The following is a 16,946-nucleotide window of genomic DNA, read 5'->3' as shown; positions in this document are numbered from 1 at the left end:
AGTAAAAAAAAGCCCGCTATTAAGCGGGCTTTTTTATTATTGATGCATAAAACACATTATTTGTGATATTTAGCACTTAGCTCGTGTACTGCATTAATGAATACGCCAGCATTTTCAGGATCTACATCTGGTGTAATACCGTGGCCTAAGTTAAACACGTGGCCATTGCCTGTACCAAAGTCTTCTAAAATAGTGCCTACTTCTTGGCGAATACGCTCTGGTGTACCGTGTAACATAGATGGGTCCATATTACCTTGTAGAGCAACTTTATCACCCACGCGGCGCTTAGCGTCGCTAATATTAATAGTCCAATCAAGACCGATTGCATCACAGCCTGTTGCCGCAATAGCTTCAATCCATTGACCACCATTTTTAGTGAACAAAGTAACCGGTACTTTACGACCGTCGTACTCACGAATTAAGCCATCTACAATTTTATGCATATATTGCAGTGAAAACTCGTTGTAATCGCGCGGGCTTAATACACCACCCCATGAATCAAATACCATTAGCGATTGCGCGCCAGCTTTAATTTGAGCATTTAAGTAATCAATAACTGAATCAGCTAACTTATCGAGTAATAAATGAAGTGTTTGCGGCTCTGCAAACGCCATTTTTTTGATTTTACCAAATACTTTGCTGCTACCGCCTTCAACCATGTATGTTGCAAGTGTCCACGGTGAACCAGAAAAACCAATGAGTGGTACTTCACCTTTAAGTTCACGACGAATAGTGCTTACTGCGTTCATTACGTAGCCAAGCTCGTCTGTAGGGTCTAACTTTGGAATTTTTTTAACATCAGCAAGAGATGAAATAGGACGTTCGAACTTAGGGCCTTCGCCAGTTTCAAAGTACAGACCTAAACCCATCGCATCTGGAATCGTTAAAATATCACTAAATAATATAGCGGCATCTAACGGGTAGCGACGTAGAGGCTGCAGTGTAACTTCACATGCAAGCTCAGCATTACGGCACAGGCTCATAAAATCGCCCGCTTGTGCACGTGTAGCGCGATACTCTGGTAAATAGCGTCCTGCTTGGCGCATCATCCATACCGGAGTTACATCAACAGGTTGTTTTGCAAGTGCACGTAAATAACGGTCGTTTTTTAATTCGCTCATGGCGTAAATGATCCTAAGACTTGTATAAATTGTACAAGATTGTACCACCATATTCTCCGACCCTCTATTGCTTAGGGACGAAAACAGCTTTACCTAGAGGTAGATCAATAGAATGGAGTTTTTAAATCCCTTTTGACTATAAAACAAACAAAAATAAATAACATTTAAAACTTTTTATTAATATGTTTGCAACATTACAAAAACCTTGTTATTGTTTGTCCCGCGTTAACAAAAACAATAATAAAAATCTTAAAACAATAAAAATAAATGTTTTAAAATAATAACAATAAAAATCATCTCATAAAAATAAGAAAGCTTGTTATAACAAGTCACTGAAAGAAATTAGACCACCGTAACTGGTGGTTTTTTCTTGCCTAAAATAAAATCTCTCGCCTTAGATTATATAAAAAGGTACACCCCTCAAAGTAGCTCAACTTTACTTGTTGATATACGCGCAAATTAAATATATCTTGATGTACATAAACTTATTATATTCTAATTGAAAGACCAACCCAGCTAGGAGAACAGTTATGCTGACGCGTGTAGAAAAAGCTCAACAAAAATGGGGTGGTAGCCACACAGTAATTGATAAATGGCTAAACGAACGCCAAGAACTTATTGTACTTTACTGCAAAATTGCAGGCTTTACGCCGTACGAAAAGCAAGATCAAGCATTGCCAGAACCAAAACTAATTGAATCATTTTGCCAACTTTTAATGGATTACCTATCTGCAGGCCATTTTGAAGTATATGACGATATTGCAAAAGCATGTGAAAAAAAGGGCTTACAGAGCCAAGAGCTTGCAAACTCTATTTACCCGCGTATTTCTAGTACAACCGATGTGGCGCTTGATTTTAATGATAAGTACGCTGAAGTAGACAAAGAAGACTTGTTAAAGGGTTTTGATGATGACTTGTCTGTTATTGGTGAGGCATTAGAAGCACGCTTTGCACTTGAAGATGAGCTTATTGATAACTTGTTTTCTAATCACGCAAATTAATACGTTACTTACACGTATTAAAAAAGGGACCTAAGGTCCCTTTTTGCATTTACACAATAAGCTTATTGTTCTGCTGGTGCTTCTTCATTTTGAATTTCAAGTAATTCAACTTCAAATACAAGTGTTGAATTAGCTGGAATCTTACCTAAATCACGGTCGCCGTAAGCAAGCTCTGAAGGAATAGTGAACTTGTACTTAGAACCCACTGACATAAGTTGTAAACCTTCAGTCCAACCCGCAATTACGCGGTTAAGAGGGAAAGTTGTCGGTTCGTTACGTGCATATGAGCTATCAAACTCAGTACCGTCTAATAAAGTACCTTTGTAGTGTACTTTAACTACATCAGTTGCTACTGGCTTTTCGCCATCGCCTTCGCTAAGTACTTCGTACTGTAGGCCAGACTCAGTTACAGTAACGCCTTCTTTTTTAGCGTTGTCAGCTAGGTATTTAGCGCCTGCTTCTTTACTTTTTTCAGACTCTACTTTTGCTTTTTCTTCTTGCTTAGTACGTACTGATGTATCTAGTGCAGTTAATACTTCGCGAATTTTTTCTTCATCAATTTTTGCATTACCAGCAAGTGCATCTTCAAAACCACGGATTAGAAGTGCTTGGTCTAGTTCAATACCAATTTCTGTTTTGTCTGCTAGGTCTTTATTTAAAAAGTTACCTACAGATGCACCAATACCGTATGCTTGTTGCTGTTCTACAGTGTCTAATTTAACTTCAGCTTGTTCTTTTTTTGCTTCTTGATTACAAGCTGTAAGCGCTAAAACTGACGCTGCAATCAATGACAATCTAATCGTCTTTTTCATTTTAAATCTCCGACACACTTTGCAGTTGTCATTTTAATGTATTATTACTAGTGAAAGATTAACGGCCCACATGATAGGCTGCTTGTTTAATGACTAAATTCCATATTGTTAGCTAAACTAAAAACATATCCAGTGATTAGACAAACAACCTAGGCATTTAACGCGTCCTAGTCTAACCTCTCAGTCACTAAGAGTTAAGAGGAAATACCTGTAATATGTCGATATTTCGTACTTTTTTAATCGTATTTAGCTGTTTTTTAGCCATCGCCTGTACCGATAAAAAACAACACGCTGTAGCAAGTTACGAACATGCTGCACAAGGTGCGTTTTCATCAACAGTTTCAAACGATGGTAAATACAGTTTGATCTCCTCTATCAACCATGGGGTCGCCCTGTGGGATAATCAACAGCAGGTGCTAAAATACCAATGGTTTCAGCAGCAGTCACAAGACAGCCTAGTGTACGCTGTTGCTATTGCTTTTGATAACAGCGTGGCTGTTACCGCCGAAAAAACCACCTTTGCTGTGTGGGATATAACCACAGGCAAAAATAAAGGTTATTACAAAATACAAAAAGCCAGTATTCGCGATATTACCATTAGCAATCAAGGCCGTAGTGTTTTATACGGCCGTAGCGACGGCGTTGTCGTATTTGTAAACCTAGAAACCGGACGTCGTATTGAGTTTTTAGGTCATCAAGATAAAGTTAACACCGTTGACCTATCACCTAACGGACGCTACGCCTTAAGTGGCTCTAACGATTATGTTGCTTACTTTTGGGATACACGTACAGGGCAAGTAATTCATCGTTTTAATCACCCAACGCGTGTTACCCAAGTGACGCTCGATCCACAAGGTCGCTATGCGTTTACGGCCGATAGTATGGCACAAGCAAATGTATGGAAGCTGACTACAGGTGATCTTGTGAGTAAACTGAAGTATATTGCGCGTCAGAAAATTTTTACTGCTGTGCGCTTTAACGAACAAGGCACTTTGCTTGCAACCGGCTCGCCAAATAAGCGCGTTGATTTGTGGCAAATACCAAGCGGTGAAAAAATTCAAACTTGGCAGGTTACCCCGCGCGAAGGCAGTAAGCCTAAATCGGCGGTGGTGCTAGATGTGGCATTTACAGATAACGGTAAGTCGTTGTTAACCGAAAGCTCCAGCGGTATCGCAGAGCGATTTATTATACGAGAGAATAATGAACACAATTGAACATCGCTTAATGGAACTTGAAGCCAAAGTGGCTTTTCAAGACGAAACGATTGAAGTCTTAAATGATGAAATAAAAGTGCACCAACAGCTGTTAGCAAAAATGAAACGCCAAACCGAGCTGCTAGCAGAAAAAATTAAAGAGTCTCAGTCATCATCGTCTATGATGCCTGAAGCACCTGAGCCGCCTCCACCGCATTACTAAAACCGGTAAAAATTAGGCAATAAAAAACCGGGTTAGTCGCCCGGTTTAAATACACCAATTACTTGTTCAAATTGGCGAGTAGACGCCTGAACAGCGTTATCGGGTTGCGCCATTTTATGACCACACTCAACACACTCTACTTTTTCAACATCATGTTCTCTGTATAGCATCATGGTATCCATGGCTTTGCAGTCAGGGCACGATGCCCCAGCAATAAATCGCTTCTTTTGTCTCACAACATATTTCCTGTGGTTTGAACTGCTGTCATTTTATCGTATAACTTCACTTGTTGATACGCTTGATAAGAGCATTAAGTTCTATGTTATGATAGCGCCAACTTAACAAGGGCACAGCAAAGTAACGCATTCATGATCCAAATCTCAGAAATAGAACTACTTCGTGGCGGTAAAGCCTTATTAAAAAACGCATCAGCTACGTTATTTCCAGAACACAAAGTAGGCCTTGTTGGCGCTAATGGCTGTGGAAAATCAACGTTATTTGGTTTACTAAAATCAGAACTACAACTGGATGCCGGTAACTGCAGCATTCCAAAAGATTGGTCTATCGCCTCTGTTAAGCAAGAGACACCTGCCCTTGAAATAAGCGCAATTGATTATGTACTTCAAGGTCACCCAGAATACTACGCAATGCGTATAGCACTGCGTGAGGCCGAGAAAAACAACGATGGCGACACACAAGCCAAAGTACATATTCAGCTTGAAAACATTAAAGGCTACAGCATTGAATCAACCGCCGGTGAGCTATTACACGGCTTAGGCTTTGCCAATAACCTAATAGAAAACCCTGTAAGCTCGTTCTCTGGTGGTTGGCGTATGCGTTTAAACCTTGCCCAAGCATTAATACGCGACGCCGATTTACTATTACTCGATGAGCCAACAAACCACCTTGATTTAGATGCCGTTTATTGGCTTGAACGCTTTTTGCGTGCTTACACCGGCACCCTTGTACTTATATCGCATGACCGTGAGTTTTTAGATGCGGTGGTTGATCAAATTTGGCACGTAGATAAGCAACTTATCAACGTGTACAAAGGTAACTACTCGCAGTTTGAGCGCCAAAAAGCAGAGCGCTTACTACAACAACAAGCAATGTTTGATAAGCAACAAGATCAAATTGCTCACCTTGAGCAGTTTATAACGCGCTTTAAAGCAAAAGCCAGTAAAGCAAAACAAGCACAAAGCCGTGTGAAAGCGCTTGAACGCATGGAAAAACTAGCGCCAGCACATGCCGACTCGCCGTTTAACTTTGAGTTTGCAGAGCCAAAAGCATTGCCAAACCCACTAATGACAATAGATAAAGCCAAAGCGGGTTATGGTGACGTCACCATTTTAAATAATATAGAGCTAAACCTTGTACCAGGTAGCCGAATTGCTTTATTAGGTCGAAATGGCGCGGGTAAATCAACGCTAATTAAACTGCTTTCTGGTGATTTAGAGCCGCAAGCTGGTGAAGTTGTTCAGCATCACGGATTAAATATTGGTTACTTTGCGCAGCATCAACTTGAATCTCTTGATTTAAAAGCCAGTGCAATAATGCACTTACAACGCCTCGACCCAAAAGCCACTGAGCAATCACTACGTGACTTTTTAGGTGGCTTTGCCTTTATTGGCGATAAAGCCCTTGAGCCTGTAGCTCCTTTTTCGGGCGGCGAAAAAGCCCGTTTAGTACTTGCCATGTTGGTGTATCAAAAACCAAACTTATTACTACTTGATGAGCCAACTAACCACCTTGATTTAGAAATGCGCCATGCACTTGTTATGGCACTGCAAGGCTTTGAAGGCGCTATGGTTACCGTATCGCATGATCGCCATATGCTTAAAAACACCGCTGATGAGTTTTATCTTGTAGATGATGGCAAAGTAACTCAGTTTGGTTACGACTTAGATGCGTATTACCAATGGTTACTCAATGCCAATAAAGAAGCGGTTAAAGCGCAGCAAAGCGACGAGCCTAAAGCAAATCAAGGTGTTAACCGCAAAGAGCAAAAACGCTTAGAGGCTGAGTTTAGAAAGGCCACTCAGCCACTTAAAAAGCAAATTGAAAAGCTTGAAAAGCAACTCGATAAATTCACCGCTGAATTAAGTGAAGTGGAAGTGACCTTAGGTGATAACGAACTCTACAACGACGATAACAAAGCCAAGCTTAAAGAGTTATTAGCTAAGCAAGCAACGCTTACACCTAAACTTAACGACGTTGAAGAAGAGCTACTTATGGCACTTGAAGAAATGGAAGAAAAAGAGCAGGCATTCGCCGATGAACTTGCTCAATAGCGACCATTTTTGGCAGTTTGCGTGCACCTTGTACGCAAAGCCTGAGCAACAAACCACCTTGCTGGCACTACAAAACCAGCAAGGAAAAAACGTTAATTTATGCTTATTACTGCTTTATTTAGACTCATTAAATTTAAGTATTAATACCCAACAGTTAAATGAGTTGATAGACGCAATTAGTGAGTTTGATACTCACGCATTACAACCTCTGCGCGCTGCTCGTAGCTATTTAAAAGCTAACCAGAATGCGACAAGTGATTACGCCACAATACGCGCAGAGTTGCTAAGCGCTGAGCTGAAGCTTGAAAAACAACAGCAACAAATGTTGATTGAAACAGTAAATGAGCTTGAATTAGTCAAACTTTCAGAGCCAAACAACATTGAGCTATATGTGAAAGCCACTTAGGGTATTAGTTTTTATACCCTCCTCCATTTCTTATTTTCTTTGTGCAAAAAACCTTCAAGTAATTTACTCACAAAGAGGTTAAGAGGCGTTTCGCTTTTAGAGGAAAAAAACTAGATTATCCAGGTAAAAATATAAATATTGAGCAATTATTTGGCTCAAGTAGTTTATTGCTCTCCCCTCATTTACTTCTCATTCTTTTCTCTTTGTGCAAAAAATCTTTAAGTGTTTTACTCAAAAATGTTTAAAGCGCTACGCTTTTAAATAAAGTGGAAAAATGAGTTACGATCAACTCACTACTTTTTAAGGAAAAACTCTCTTAGCTCTCAGTGGTAATATCTTACCAACCCTTAAAACATGATCTAAATCAACTTAGCTTCACTCCTACACCTGCTTAGAAAAATAACTTGATCTCGATCACGTTGCGACCTGCAAACACTGCCTATGATTAACCCATCAACAACGAGGGGAGCAACTCATGAGCGTATTCTTTAGAGACTTTTTTACAGATCCAGTTTTATTTATGTCTTTTGGGTTTTTAACCATCGTTGTTTCTTTGTGTATCTTTTTTGCTTTTTTCTTTTTGAAAAAAATACATGATGCAGAAATTCCCGAACAAAATTAAGCACGACGCACTAAAGCGCCTTATTAGTTTACTAGTTAGGCGCTTTTTATTTTCTGAAGCGAAAAATTTGATACACTAGCTTTTCGTTTAATACAAAGTGCGTAGTACAAACATGATCTCTCAGTTCAAACCAGCATGGTGGATGACCAATCGTCACGTTCAGACCATAATGCCGCGTTTTTTCCGCCCATTTCACAATACGTCCTACGAACTTGAGCAACTTGATACACCTGATGGTGACTTTATTGAGCTTGCATGGTCACTTCCACATAATGAAACCGCACCACTAGCCGTTGTTTTACACGGACTCGAAGGCAATATAAATAGCTTTTATGCCAAAGGCATGATGAAGGCCTTAAAAAAACAAGGTTATGCAGTTGTGCTTATGCACTTTAGAAACTGCTCAACCGAAGTAAATCGCCTTCCACGTGCTTATCACAGTGGTGATACCGCCGATTTAGCTTTTTTTATTAATCATTTAAAGCAGCAATACCCAAATAGAGCGATGGTTGCCGTAGGCTTTTCGCTTGGTGGTAATGTGCTTGCTAAGTACTTAGGCGAAGAGAATACAAACTGCCCGCTCAATGCAGCTGCAGTGGTATCAGCGCCTTATGATTTGTCGTCATCAAGTGATGTTATTCGTAAAAGTTTAGGTAAAATTTACCAAAAATATCTGCTCGATCGAATGAAAAAGTCGATGCAACGTAAATTGCCGCAAATTAAGCAGCAAATTCCTATAACTACCGATCAATTAATGAATATTGATGATTTATTAGAGTTTGATAACCAACTTACAGCACCGTTACACGGTTTTGAAAACGCACACGATTACTACCGTAAAGCCAGTGCTATGCCGTATTTAAAAGACATCGCTATTCCTACGCTTATTATTCACGCTAAAGACGACCCCATGCTCTCTATTAAAGCCGTACCGAGTAGGCAAGATGTCAGTGAGCATGTTACGCTGTGCGTCTCAGAGAAAGGCGGCCATGTAGGTTTTATTAGCGGTAACAACCCTTTTAAACCTGTATTTTGGTTAGAGAAAGCCGTGCCGTATTATTTTGGCCAACACATATTAAATAAAGCGAGTAACAAGCAGTAATGATTATCCCTTTTGAACAACTCGATAAAGACACTCTTTATAATTTAATTGAAAGTTATGTACTGCGCGAAGGCACTGATTATGGCGAGCAAGAAATAACGATTGAAAGCAAAGTTGCTCAGGTTAACCAACAACTAAAAAGCGGCGAAGCGATGGTGTTTTTCTCAGAATTACACGAGTCTGTAACTATAATTTCAAAAGGAGAATTTAAAGCGCTGCAAAGTGAAGAGCATCAAGCACAGTCGTTTGATTAAGGCGTAGTACTTGTAACTTTTGAATTGAACGTACACAATGGCTTTTTACCCAAAGAGCCAAAACATGATAAAACTCAGCACTCTAGTGGTAGCCATATCACTAGCTTTAACTAGCCAAGCCCAAGCAGAACAAACAATAACTGCATCTGACAAGGCAATTAAACTCGCTAAAGATACCATTTTAATTGATACCCATATTGACGTACCTTATCGAATTCACGAAAGCTGGGTTGATGTAACCAAAGCAACTAATGATGGCGATTTTGACTATCCTCGCGCTGTAAAAGGCGGTTTAAACGCACCGTTTATGTCGATTTATATTCCTGCGCATTTAGAGTTTGAGGGTAAAGGAAAAAGCTACCAGCTAGCCAATCAAATGATTGATAGCATGGAAGCCATAGCCCAGCGCGCACCCGATAAGTTTGCTATTGCGAGCTCAAGCACTGATATAGAAGAGCAATTTAAACAAGGTAAGCTGTCTATAGCCATGGGTATGGAAAATGGCTCTCCAATCGAAGGTGATATGAAAAACCTTCAGCACTTTTACGACCGTGGTATTCGCTACATCACGCTAGCGCACTCGCAAAGCAACCATATTTCGGATTCGTCTTACGATATACGCCGTAAATGGAAAGGCTTAAGCCCATTTGGTAAAAAGCTAATTACTGAAATGAATAATATTGGTATGTTAGTTGATGTATCACATATTTCTGATGATGCGTTTTATCAGGTTATGGATCTATCTAAAACACCCGTAATTGCCTCACATTCATCACTTCGTAAATACACGCCAGGCTTTGAGCGTAATATGAATGACGATATGCTGCTCGCACTTAAAGAAAATGGCGGTGTTATTCAAATTAACTTTGGCTCAAGCTTTGTCACCGCTAAAGCAGGTAGCTGGGGCAAGCAATTAAAAAGTACAAAAGAGTCAGCTAAAAAAGAAGGCACCAAGCTAAGTAAAGATTTTGATGCTGCGTATCGCGCTAAAAACCCATACCCATATGCAAGCCTTGAACAGGTGCTGGATCATATTGACCATGTTGTTGAACTAATTGGTATTGATTATGTTGGTATTGGTTCCGACTACGATGGCGTGGGTGATTCATTACCTATCGGTTTAAAAGATGTATCTAGCTACCCAAATCTTGTCCAAGGTTTAATGGATAGAGATTACAGCGATGCTGATATTAAAAAGATTCTTAGCGGTAATTTATTAAGAGTTTTAAAACAAGCTGAAGAATATGCGAAAAAGCATTAAAGCTTTTTAGCATATATTAGTAATTGGCTAAAAGACCAAGAGCTAACTCAATATAAGCGCGGCCTAGCCGTGCTTTTTATTGGTACCAATTTTATTAAAAGCATGATCATTTTAACGTATTAAATAGTCCATTAACTGCGTAGTTATTTTCAGCAATCTTTTCCTCAGGTTTCATAAAACTCAATCCAAACTACGCCAAGAAAATTATAACGAAAAGCCAATCACTTTTCTTCAGGCATTAAAAAAGGCCACCTAAGTGACCTTTTTCTAACAATTAACTTAAAAGTTAATTATTACTCTACGATAGTTGCTACAACACCAGCACCTACAGTACGACCACCTTCACGGATAGCAAAACGAAGACCTTCRTCCATCGCGATTGGTGCGATTAGAGTTACTGTCATCTTGATGTTATCACCAGGCATTACCATTTCTACGCCTTCTGGTAACTGTACGTCACCAGTTACGTCAGTTGTACGGAAGTAGAACTGTGGACGGTAACCTTTGAAGAATGGAGTATGACGACCACCTTCATCTTTAGAAAGTACGTATACTTCTGAAGTGAATGTAGTATGTGGGTTGATTGAACCAGGCTTAGCTAGTACTTGACCACGTTCANGAAAACGTCTTCGATAGGCATGATGAATGGCTTATCGATGTCACGCTCTGGCTCTGGGATGTAAGAATCAAGTGCATTTGCAAGCTCAACAATCTTATCTTCCCACTCTTTCTCGCCTTCTAACGCTTTAAGCGCAGAACCAGCGATTAGAGGTAAGTCATCACCTGGGAAATCGTATTCAGAAAGAAGTTCACGAACTTCCATTTCTACTAGTTCAAGTAGCTCTTCGTCATCTACCATGTCACATTTGTTCATGAACACAACGATGTAAGGAACGCCAACTTGACGAGAAAGAAGGATGTGCTCACGTGTTTGTGGCATAGGGCCATCTGTCGCAGCAACTACTAAGATCGCGCCATCCATTTGAGCAGCACCAGTGATCATGTTTTTAACATAATCGGCGTGACCAGGACAATCTACGTGTGCGTAGTGACGTGTAGGAGTATCGTATTCAACGTGAGACGTTGAGATAGTAATACCACGTTCGCGCTCTTCTGGAGCGTTGTCGATTGATGCGAAATCTTTAGCAACACCGCCGTATACTTTTGCAAGTACGTTAGTGATTGCTGCAGTTAGTGTAGTTTTACCGTGGTCAACGTGGCCGATTGTACCAACGTTTACGTGCGGTTTTACGCGTTCAAACTTTTCTTTTGCCATGACGGAACCTATCAGTTTTGTGTATCTAAATTACATATGAAAATAATCCACCAAAGGTAGATTAAGTTAATCTTTTTCAAATAGTATTTTCTGACAGATAAAGGAAGTAATCAAGGAGATTCTTAGGACTGGTGCTGATAGGCAGAGTCGAACTGCCGACCTCACCCTTACCAAGGGTGCGCTCTACCAACTGAGCTATATCAGCAACACAAGAACTGGAGCGGGCAGCGGGAATCGAACCCGCATCATCAGCTTGGAAGGCTGAGGTAATAGCCATTATACGATGCCCGCATAAAAATCTGTTCTTAAACTACCTCTAACCGTCAAGAATAAAGTGGTGGAGGGAGCTGGATTCGAACCAGCGAAGGCTGAGCCGTCAGATTTACAGTCTGATCCCTTTGGCCGCTCGGGAACCCCTCCACGATAATTCTCTACTAATTCACTTCCGGTAAAAGGAAAGTGGTGCCGACTAACCGAGTCGAACGGTTGACCTACTGATTACAAGTCAGTTGCTCTACCAGCTGAGCTAAGTCGGCACTGCTTTAGTACGGGGCGAGATATTAGAGTAAGGTTTATTGGGATGCAACTATAAAATTAAAAAAAGTGTAAATTTTTAGTTTAAATGCTCAATATTCACGCGAAAACGCGTTTTTTGCACTTTTTTATACTGTTTCGGTTAATTCGTACCAGTAATTTAACCCTTTCATTACGAGTAATGAGTCAAAAATACTTCCCTCAAATTGCTGTTGTAAAAGTAAGCCATAGCCACCAGCAAAAATTATTTGTACTTTTTGCTCTGTTTTTTTATCCGTTAAGTGCAGCTTAGCTTGCTCAATTGCTCCAATGGTTGCCACTAATGCACCACTTTTTAAACCATTAGGCGTATTTTTACCCAGTTCATTGGTGAATGGAGTTTTACCATCATCAAAAACACGTTGAGTATTTTGTGTAAGTGATGAGGTCATTAAATCAAGCCCAGGTAAAATCCAACCACCTAAATGCACCCCTTCACTACTAAGCACATCAATTGTTGTCGCGGTACCTGCATCAACAACAATGCATGCTGTGTTTGGATATAACGTAAAGCCTGCAATAAGCGCAAGCCACCTGTCTATGCCTAAATTAGCTACATGATCGTAAGCGCATACAAGATCTCCAAGCGTTTTGGTTACCTTGGCTTCAAAACACATAATATTATTACTAGCCGCTTGCGCGAGAACATCGTTTAGTAAATCACTGCGTCCTACACATGCATAAATCACTTCGGTTATTTGTAACCAAGGCAGGTCATTTATATCTGCCGGTTGTGCTTGCTCGTTATGCCACAACACAGCTTTTAATGATGTATTTCCTACGTCAATCAATAATCTCATACTTGCGCCTTTCTGAGGGAGACTTCCCCACCGTAATAACTTTTTACTTCCCCGTCTTGGCGAATTCGTATTCCACCTTGTGGGTCAATACCTTCACATATTCCACGCCAGCTTCGGTGCCCTGTATTTAGCTCAACATATTCACCAGCAAACGCATTAAGCAAATTCCATTGCTCATACATAGCTTGCAAGCCCGTTTGACGATACTGCGCTAAACGCTGCTCTAAATGATAAGTAAGTGACGCCACTAGTTGGTTTTTATCGAGCTTTTGAGTATGTTGATTTAAGTCGGTCCACGCTTGGTCTATATGCTGACTAAAGCTCTCAGGCATTTGTAAATTAATACCGATACCAATCACTAACTGACAAGGTCCTTGCGGTTGTCCATCTAATTCAACCAATACACCTGCAAGTTTTTGCTTATTTATATAAATATCGTTAGGCCATTTAAGTTCCACGTCAATTTGGTATAACGCTTTAATTGCATCATACACGGCAAGACCTACCGCAATTGATACACCCATTGCAGCTTGAAGCCCGTCATCTAAACGCCAAAAGTAACTGTAATACAAATTAGCACCGAATGGCGATTGCCAAACACGACCACGTCGGCCACGCCCTGCTTGCTGCATTTCGGCAACAATTACAGTGCCAGACTCAAGCTCAGTTTTAGCCTGTATGCGACGCATAAGCTCGCTGTTGGTCGAATCAATAATAGGGTGTACTTCTACATCGGCGGTATTTGCACCTAGCGCTTTGTAGTGCTGATCAATTTGCGTTTTATTTAAAAGACCCACCTGACTATTCAAACAATAGCCTTTGCCAGTCACTTTAAAAATATCCAAGCCCATTTCTTGTAACGTTTTAATATGTTTACTTACCGCAGCTCGGCTAATGCCTAGCTTTTCACCTAAGGCTTGGCCAGATACAAAGCCTCCTTGGTTGAGCGCATTTAATATAGCGAGTTTGTTTCCATCAGGTGCTTTCATTACTTAGGCTCCGCGTTAATATGGCATTCGCTGCGTGCATCCATTAAACGTACTTCGTGCTCTAACATAATGTTGTAACGCGTATAAACAACTTGCTGAATGTGTTTAATCATTTTTATTAGATCGCTGCCTTCACTATTTCCGTGATTAACAAGTACTAGAGCTTGTTGTTGATGCACTTCTATACCTGCCTCGCAGTGCCCTTTTAAACCACTTTGATCGATTAACCAACCTGCCGCGACCTTGTGATGACTTTGCCCATATTCGTAATGAGGTAAATCGGCAAATTGCTTTAATAGTTCAGCTAACTGCTGGTTGGTTATTATAGGGTTTTTAAAAAAGCTGCCCGCATTGGCAAGTGTATATGGGTTAGGTAATTTGCTATTACGCGTTTTTATAACCTGATCGAATACTGTTTGCGGGGTAATAATATCTAGCTGCTGCAAAGGGCCATAACTTAATACTGGTTGCCATTTTTTTGGGAGCGCTAAGTGTACTTGCGTGATCACCGCTTTATTTTTAAGGGCATGTTTAAATATTGAGTCTCTGTAAGCAAATTCACATTGCTCGTTATTTAATGAATGCATAGTGTTAGTGGTTATATCAAAGTACTCTACCAACTCAACAAATTTAGCTATCTCAACGCCATAAGCACCAATATTTTGTACCGGCGATGCGCCAACAGTGCCTGGTATAAGTGCTAGATTTTCAAGTCCAGGTATATTTTGCTCTAATAAATAGCTAACTAGTTGATGCCAGTTTTCGCCTGCGGCAATACTTATTAGTGTGTCGTTCTCGCGCTCGGTAATTTTAATACCTTTTAAAGCTATTTTTATAACCGTACCCATGTAGTCATTTAAAAATACGGTATTACTACCCTCGCCCAGCAAACAAAACGGTGCACTAAAATTTTGCGTTTTAAGTTGCTCAAGCTGAGTAATTTCAACAAAATTTTGGCATTGGCTGTTTAATGCGAATGTGTGTAAGGAATGTAATGAATGCGCCACAAAGCTCTCTAAAAATACCGGTAACTAATCGCAATAGTTTACCTCATCGTCGCAAATGTGGCACTAGATTGTAAAAATCACTCAACCCGTCGTGTCAATCGTGATATAAAACCAGCACTTTTTTATTTGTGTTCAGAGTAATGATGAAAATTAAACCTCTTTTTTTAAGCCTCGCTATGGCGGGTATGTGTTCGCAAGCAATGGCAAATGCGATTGACCAAAACTCGTATGCTAACCTTGATGATGTTGTTACTACTCACTTAAACCTTGATTTAGATGTCGATTTTGCCGACAAGCAGTTAGAAGGTTTTGTAGAGCATACTCTTCAGTGGAACAACAGCAAAAGTAGAACTCTCGTACTTGATACCCGCGACTTAGACATTGATAAAGTAATGTACAAAGATCAAAGCGGCAACTGGAAAAAAGCAACTTTTGATTTAGCTAAGCGAGATGACGTTAAAGGTTCAAAGCTTACTATTAAGTTTAAAAACCAAGCTGAAGTAGTGCGTATTTATTACAACAGTCGCCCGGAAGCATCAGGCCTGCAATGGTTAACACCAGAGCAAACGGCAAGTAAAACGCATCCATTTATGTACAGCCAATCGCAAGCAATTCATGCGCGTAGTTGGATCCCAGTACAAGATACACCTGCAATGCGTGTAACTTACTCTGCACGAATTCATACACCAAAAGATATACGTGCTGTAATGAGTGCCGATAACAAAGATGCGCTTTATAAAGATGGCGACTACATTTTTGACATGCCACAAGCAATTTCACCTTACCTAATTGCTATTGGCGCAGGTAATTTAGAATTTAAAGCGATGTCGCATCAAACAGGCATATTTGCTGAACCGACAATTTTAGATGCCTCGGTTGCTGAGTTTGATGACACCCAAGCGATGATCGACAAAACAAACGCTATGTATGGCGAATATGCATGGGGTCGTTACGACTTATTAATGCTACCGCCAAGTTTTCCGTTTGGTGGAATGGAAAACCCACGCTTATCATTTATAACTCCAACTGTTGTTGCAGGCGATAAAAGCTTAGTTAACCTTATTGCTCACGAGCTAGCTCATTCTTGGTCAGGTAACTTAGTAACTAACGCAACGTGGGAAGATTTATGGTTAAACGAAGGTTTTACCTCGTACGTTGAAAACCGCATTATGGAAGAAGTATTTGGCCGTGACCGTGCAGTTATGGAACAAGCACTTGATTCAGCGTCTTTACGCGCACAACTTAAAACAATTGACGCGCCAGACACACGTCTTAATTTAAAACTTAACGGACGCGATCCAGATGATGCATTTAGTTCAGTGCCTTACACTAAAGGTCAATTATTTTTAATTTACCTAGAAAACAAATACGGTCGCGATAAGTTTGACCCGTTTGTAAAAGCGTACTTTAAAGAGTTTTCGTTTAAATCACTTACTACCGCGCAATTTGTTACTTACTTAAAAGCTAACTTAATTGAAAAGTATCCTGGTGTTGTAAGCATGGATAAAGTAAACGAATGGATTTTTGAACCTGGATTACCAAGTGATGCGCCAAACCCTACTTCTGATGCATTTGATAAAGTAGATACTGCAACAGCAGCATGGCTAAAAGGCGACACAACTGCAGCTCAACTGCCAACGGCTGATTGGTCTGTGCATGAGTGGCTACACTTTTTAAATAACTTACCACGTGATTTAAGCCAAGAGCACATGGTAGAGCTTGACTCAGAATTTAACCTAACACAGTCAACTAATGCTGAACGTGCATTTGCTTGGTTTATGCTAGCAGTAGGAAATGGTTATCAACCAATTTACCCTGCTCTTGATAAGCACTTATCAGGTATTGGCCGTCGTAAATTAATTGTACCGTTATATAAATCCCTTATCACTAACGGTAAAAAAGAGTGGGCACAAAGCGTGTATTTAAAAGCACGCCCTGGGTATCACCCTCTTGCACAAGGTACTATTGACGCATTATTTGAATAAATAGCGTTAACTAGAAACTAAATGGGCCAA

General features: G+C 40.2%; 15 protein-coding genes, 4 tRNA genes and 1 pseudogene. 9 read left to right on the top strand and 11 right to left on the bottom strand.

Annotated features, from left to right (window positions below; translation table 11 throughout):
• Window positions 1-56: 56 nt before the first annotated feature.
• A complete protein-coding gene (hemE, locus tag EU510_RS16715; protein ID WP_002961084.1) occupies window positions 57-1,121 on the bottom strand; it encodes a uroporphyrinogen decarboxylase in 1,065 nt (354 codons plus the stop codon).
• Between the two features lie 530 nt (window positions 1,122-1,651).
• Between hemE and rsd the strand changes: the two genes are divergently transcribed.
• On the top strand, window positions 1,652-2,122 hold the full coding sequence (gene rsd, locus EU510_RS16710; protein ID WP_149594423.1) for a sigma D regulator: 471 nt from the start codon (window positions 1,652-1,654) through the stop codon (window positions 2,120-2,122).
• 62 nt (window positions 2,123-2,184) lie between these two features.
• On the opposite strand, the gene fkpA is transcribed toward rsd, so the two are convergent.
• On the bottom strand, window positions 2,185-2,934 hold the full coding sequence (gene fkpA, locus EU510_RS16705) for an FKBP-type peptidyl-prolyl cis-trans isomerase (protein ID WP_149594422.1): 750 nt from the start codon (window positions 2,932-2,934) through the stop codon (window positions 2,185-2,187).
• Window positions 2,935-3,149: 215 nt separating this feature from the next.
• Between fkpA and EU510_RS16700 the strand changes: the two genes are divergently transcribed.
• Window positions 3,150-4,148: a WD40 repeat domain-containing protein gene (locus tag EU510_RS16700; RefSeq protein ID WP_149594421.1), complete on the top strand. Its 999-nt coding sequence runs from the start codon at window positions 3,150-3,152 to the stop codon at window positions 4,146-4,148.
• Complete coding sequence (locus EU510_RS16695) at window positions 4,135-4,350, top strand: SlyX family protein (protein WP_149594420.1); 216 nt, start codon at window positions 4,135-4,137, stop codon at window positions 4,348-4,350. Before EU510_RS16700 ends, EU510_RS16695 begins: the two co-directional genes overlap by 14 nt.
• Before the next feature lie 32 nt (window positions 4,351-4,382).
• On the opposite strand, the gene EU510_RS16690 is transcribed toward EU510_RS16695, so the two are convergent.
• A complete protein-coding gene (locus EU510_RS16690) occupies window positions 4,383-4,586 on the bottom strand; it encodes a YheV family putative zinc ribbon protein (RefSeq protein ID WP_007378899.1) in 204 nt (67 codons plus the stop codon).
• Between the two features lie 132 nt (window positions 4,587-4,718).
• On the opposite strand from EU510_RS16690, the gene EU510_RS16685 reads away from it, so the two are divergent.
• From EU510_RS16685 to EU510_RS16665, 5 genes are all read left to right on the top strand, one after another.
• Window positions 4,719-6,641, top strand: a complete 1,923-nt coding sequence (locus EU510_RS16685) for an ATP-binding cassette domain-containing protein (RefSeq protein ID WP_149594419.1) — start codon at window positions 4,719-4,721, stop codon at window positions 6,639-6,641.
• Window positions 6,625-7,047, top strand: a complete 423-nt coding sequence (locus tag EU510_RS16680) for a TIGR02444 family protein (protein WP_149594418.1) — start codon at window positions 6,625-6,627, stop codon at window positions 7,045-7,047. Before EU510_RS16685 ends, EU510_RS16680 begins: the two co-directional genes overlap by 17 nt.
• A gap of 734 nt (window positions 7,048-7,781) precedes the next feature.
• On the top strand, window positions 7,782-8,771 hold the full coding sequence (locus EU510_RS16675; protein ID WP_149594417.1) for a hydrolase: 990 nt from the start codon (window positions 7,782-7,784) through the stop codon (window positions 8,769-8,771).
• A complete protein-coding gene (locus EU510_RS16670) occupies window positions 8,771-9,025 on the top strand; it encodes a YheU family protein (protein WP_104641743.1) in 255 nt (84 codons plus the stop codon). The genes EU510_RS16675 and EU510_RS16670 overlap by 1 nt, the downstream gene beginning before the upstream one ends.
• Window positions 9,026-9,089: 64 nt before the next feature.
• Entirely contained in the window at window positions 9,090-10,286 is a 1,197-nt protein-coding gene (locus tag EU510_RS16665) for a dipeptidase (protein WP_149594416.1), read from the top strand.
• 293 nt (window positions 10,287-10,579) lie between these two features.
• Here the strand turns inward: EU510_RS16665 and EU510_RS16660 are convergent.
• The 8 genes and pseudogenes from EU510_RS16660 to murB all read right to left on the bottom strand — a co-directional run bounded on the left by EU510_RS16660 (window position 10,580) and on the right by murB (window position 14,931).
• Window positions 10,580-11,562: pseudogene (locus tag EU510_RS16660) on the bottom strand (elongation factor Tu).
• A 129-nt stretch (window positions 11,563-11,691) separates the two neighbouring features.
• A tRNA-Thr gene (locus tag EU510_RS16655) sits at window positions 11,692-11,767 on the bottom strand.
• An 11-nt stretch (window positions 11,768-11,778) separates the two neighbouring features.
• A tRNA-Gly gene (locus EU510_RS16650) sits at window positions 11,779-11,853 on the bottom strand.
• Window positions 11,854-11,897: 44 nt separating this feature from the next.
• A tRNA-Tyr gene (locus EU510_RS16645) sits at window positions 11,898-11,982 on the bottom strand.
• Between the two features lie 40 nt (window positions 11,983-12,022).
• Window positions 12,023-12,098 (bottom strand) — tRNA-Thr (locus tag EU510_RS16640).
• Between the two features lie 126 nt (window positions 12,099-12,224).
• Window positions 12,225-12,935, bottom strand: coding sequence for a type III pantothenate kinase (locus tag EU510_RS16635; protein WP_149594415.1), 711 nt, complete (start codon window positions 12,933-12,935; stop codon window positions 12,225-12,227).
• Window positions 12,932-13,924, bottom strand: coding sequence for a bifunctional biotin--[acetyl-CoA-carboxylase] ligase/biotin operon repressor BirA (gene birA, locus EU510_RS16630; RefSeq protein WP_149594414.1), 993 nt, complete (start codon window positions 13,922-13,924; stop codon window positions 12,932-12,934). Before birA ends, EU510_RS16635 begins: the two co-directional genes overlap by 4 nt.
• Complete coding sequence (gene murB / locus EU510_RS16625; RefSeq protein ID WP_149594413.1) at window positions 13,924-14,931, bottom strand: UDP-N-acetylmuramate dehydrogenase; 1,008 nt, start codon at window positions 14,929-14,931, stop codon at window positions 13,924-13,926. The genes birA and murB overlap by 1 nt, the downstream gene beginning before the upstream one ends.
• A gap of 143 nt (window positions 14,932-15,074) precedes the next feature.
• On the opposite strand from murB, the gene EU510_RS16620 reads away from it, so the two are divergent.
• Complete coding sequence (locus tag EU510_RS16620) at window positions 15,075-16,916, top strand: M1 family metallopeptidase (RefSeq protein ID WP_149594412.1); 1,842 nt, start codon at window positions 15,075-15,077, stop codon at window positions 16,914-16,916.
• The last annotated feature ends 30 nt before the right edge of the window (window positions 16,917-16,946 follow it).

The organism is Pseudoalteromonas sp. FUC4 (assembly GCF_008370255.1).
In the GTDB taxonomy this organism is placed as follows: Bacteria; Pseudomonadota; Gammaproteobacteria; order Enterobacterales; family Alteromonadaceae; genus Pseudoalteromonas.
The sequence above is the reverse complement of the archived record's forward strand: the minus strand, read 5'-3'. Positions and strand labels throughout refer to the sequence as shown.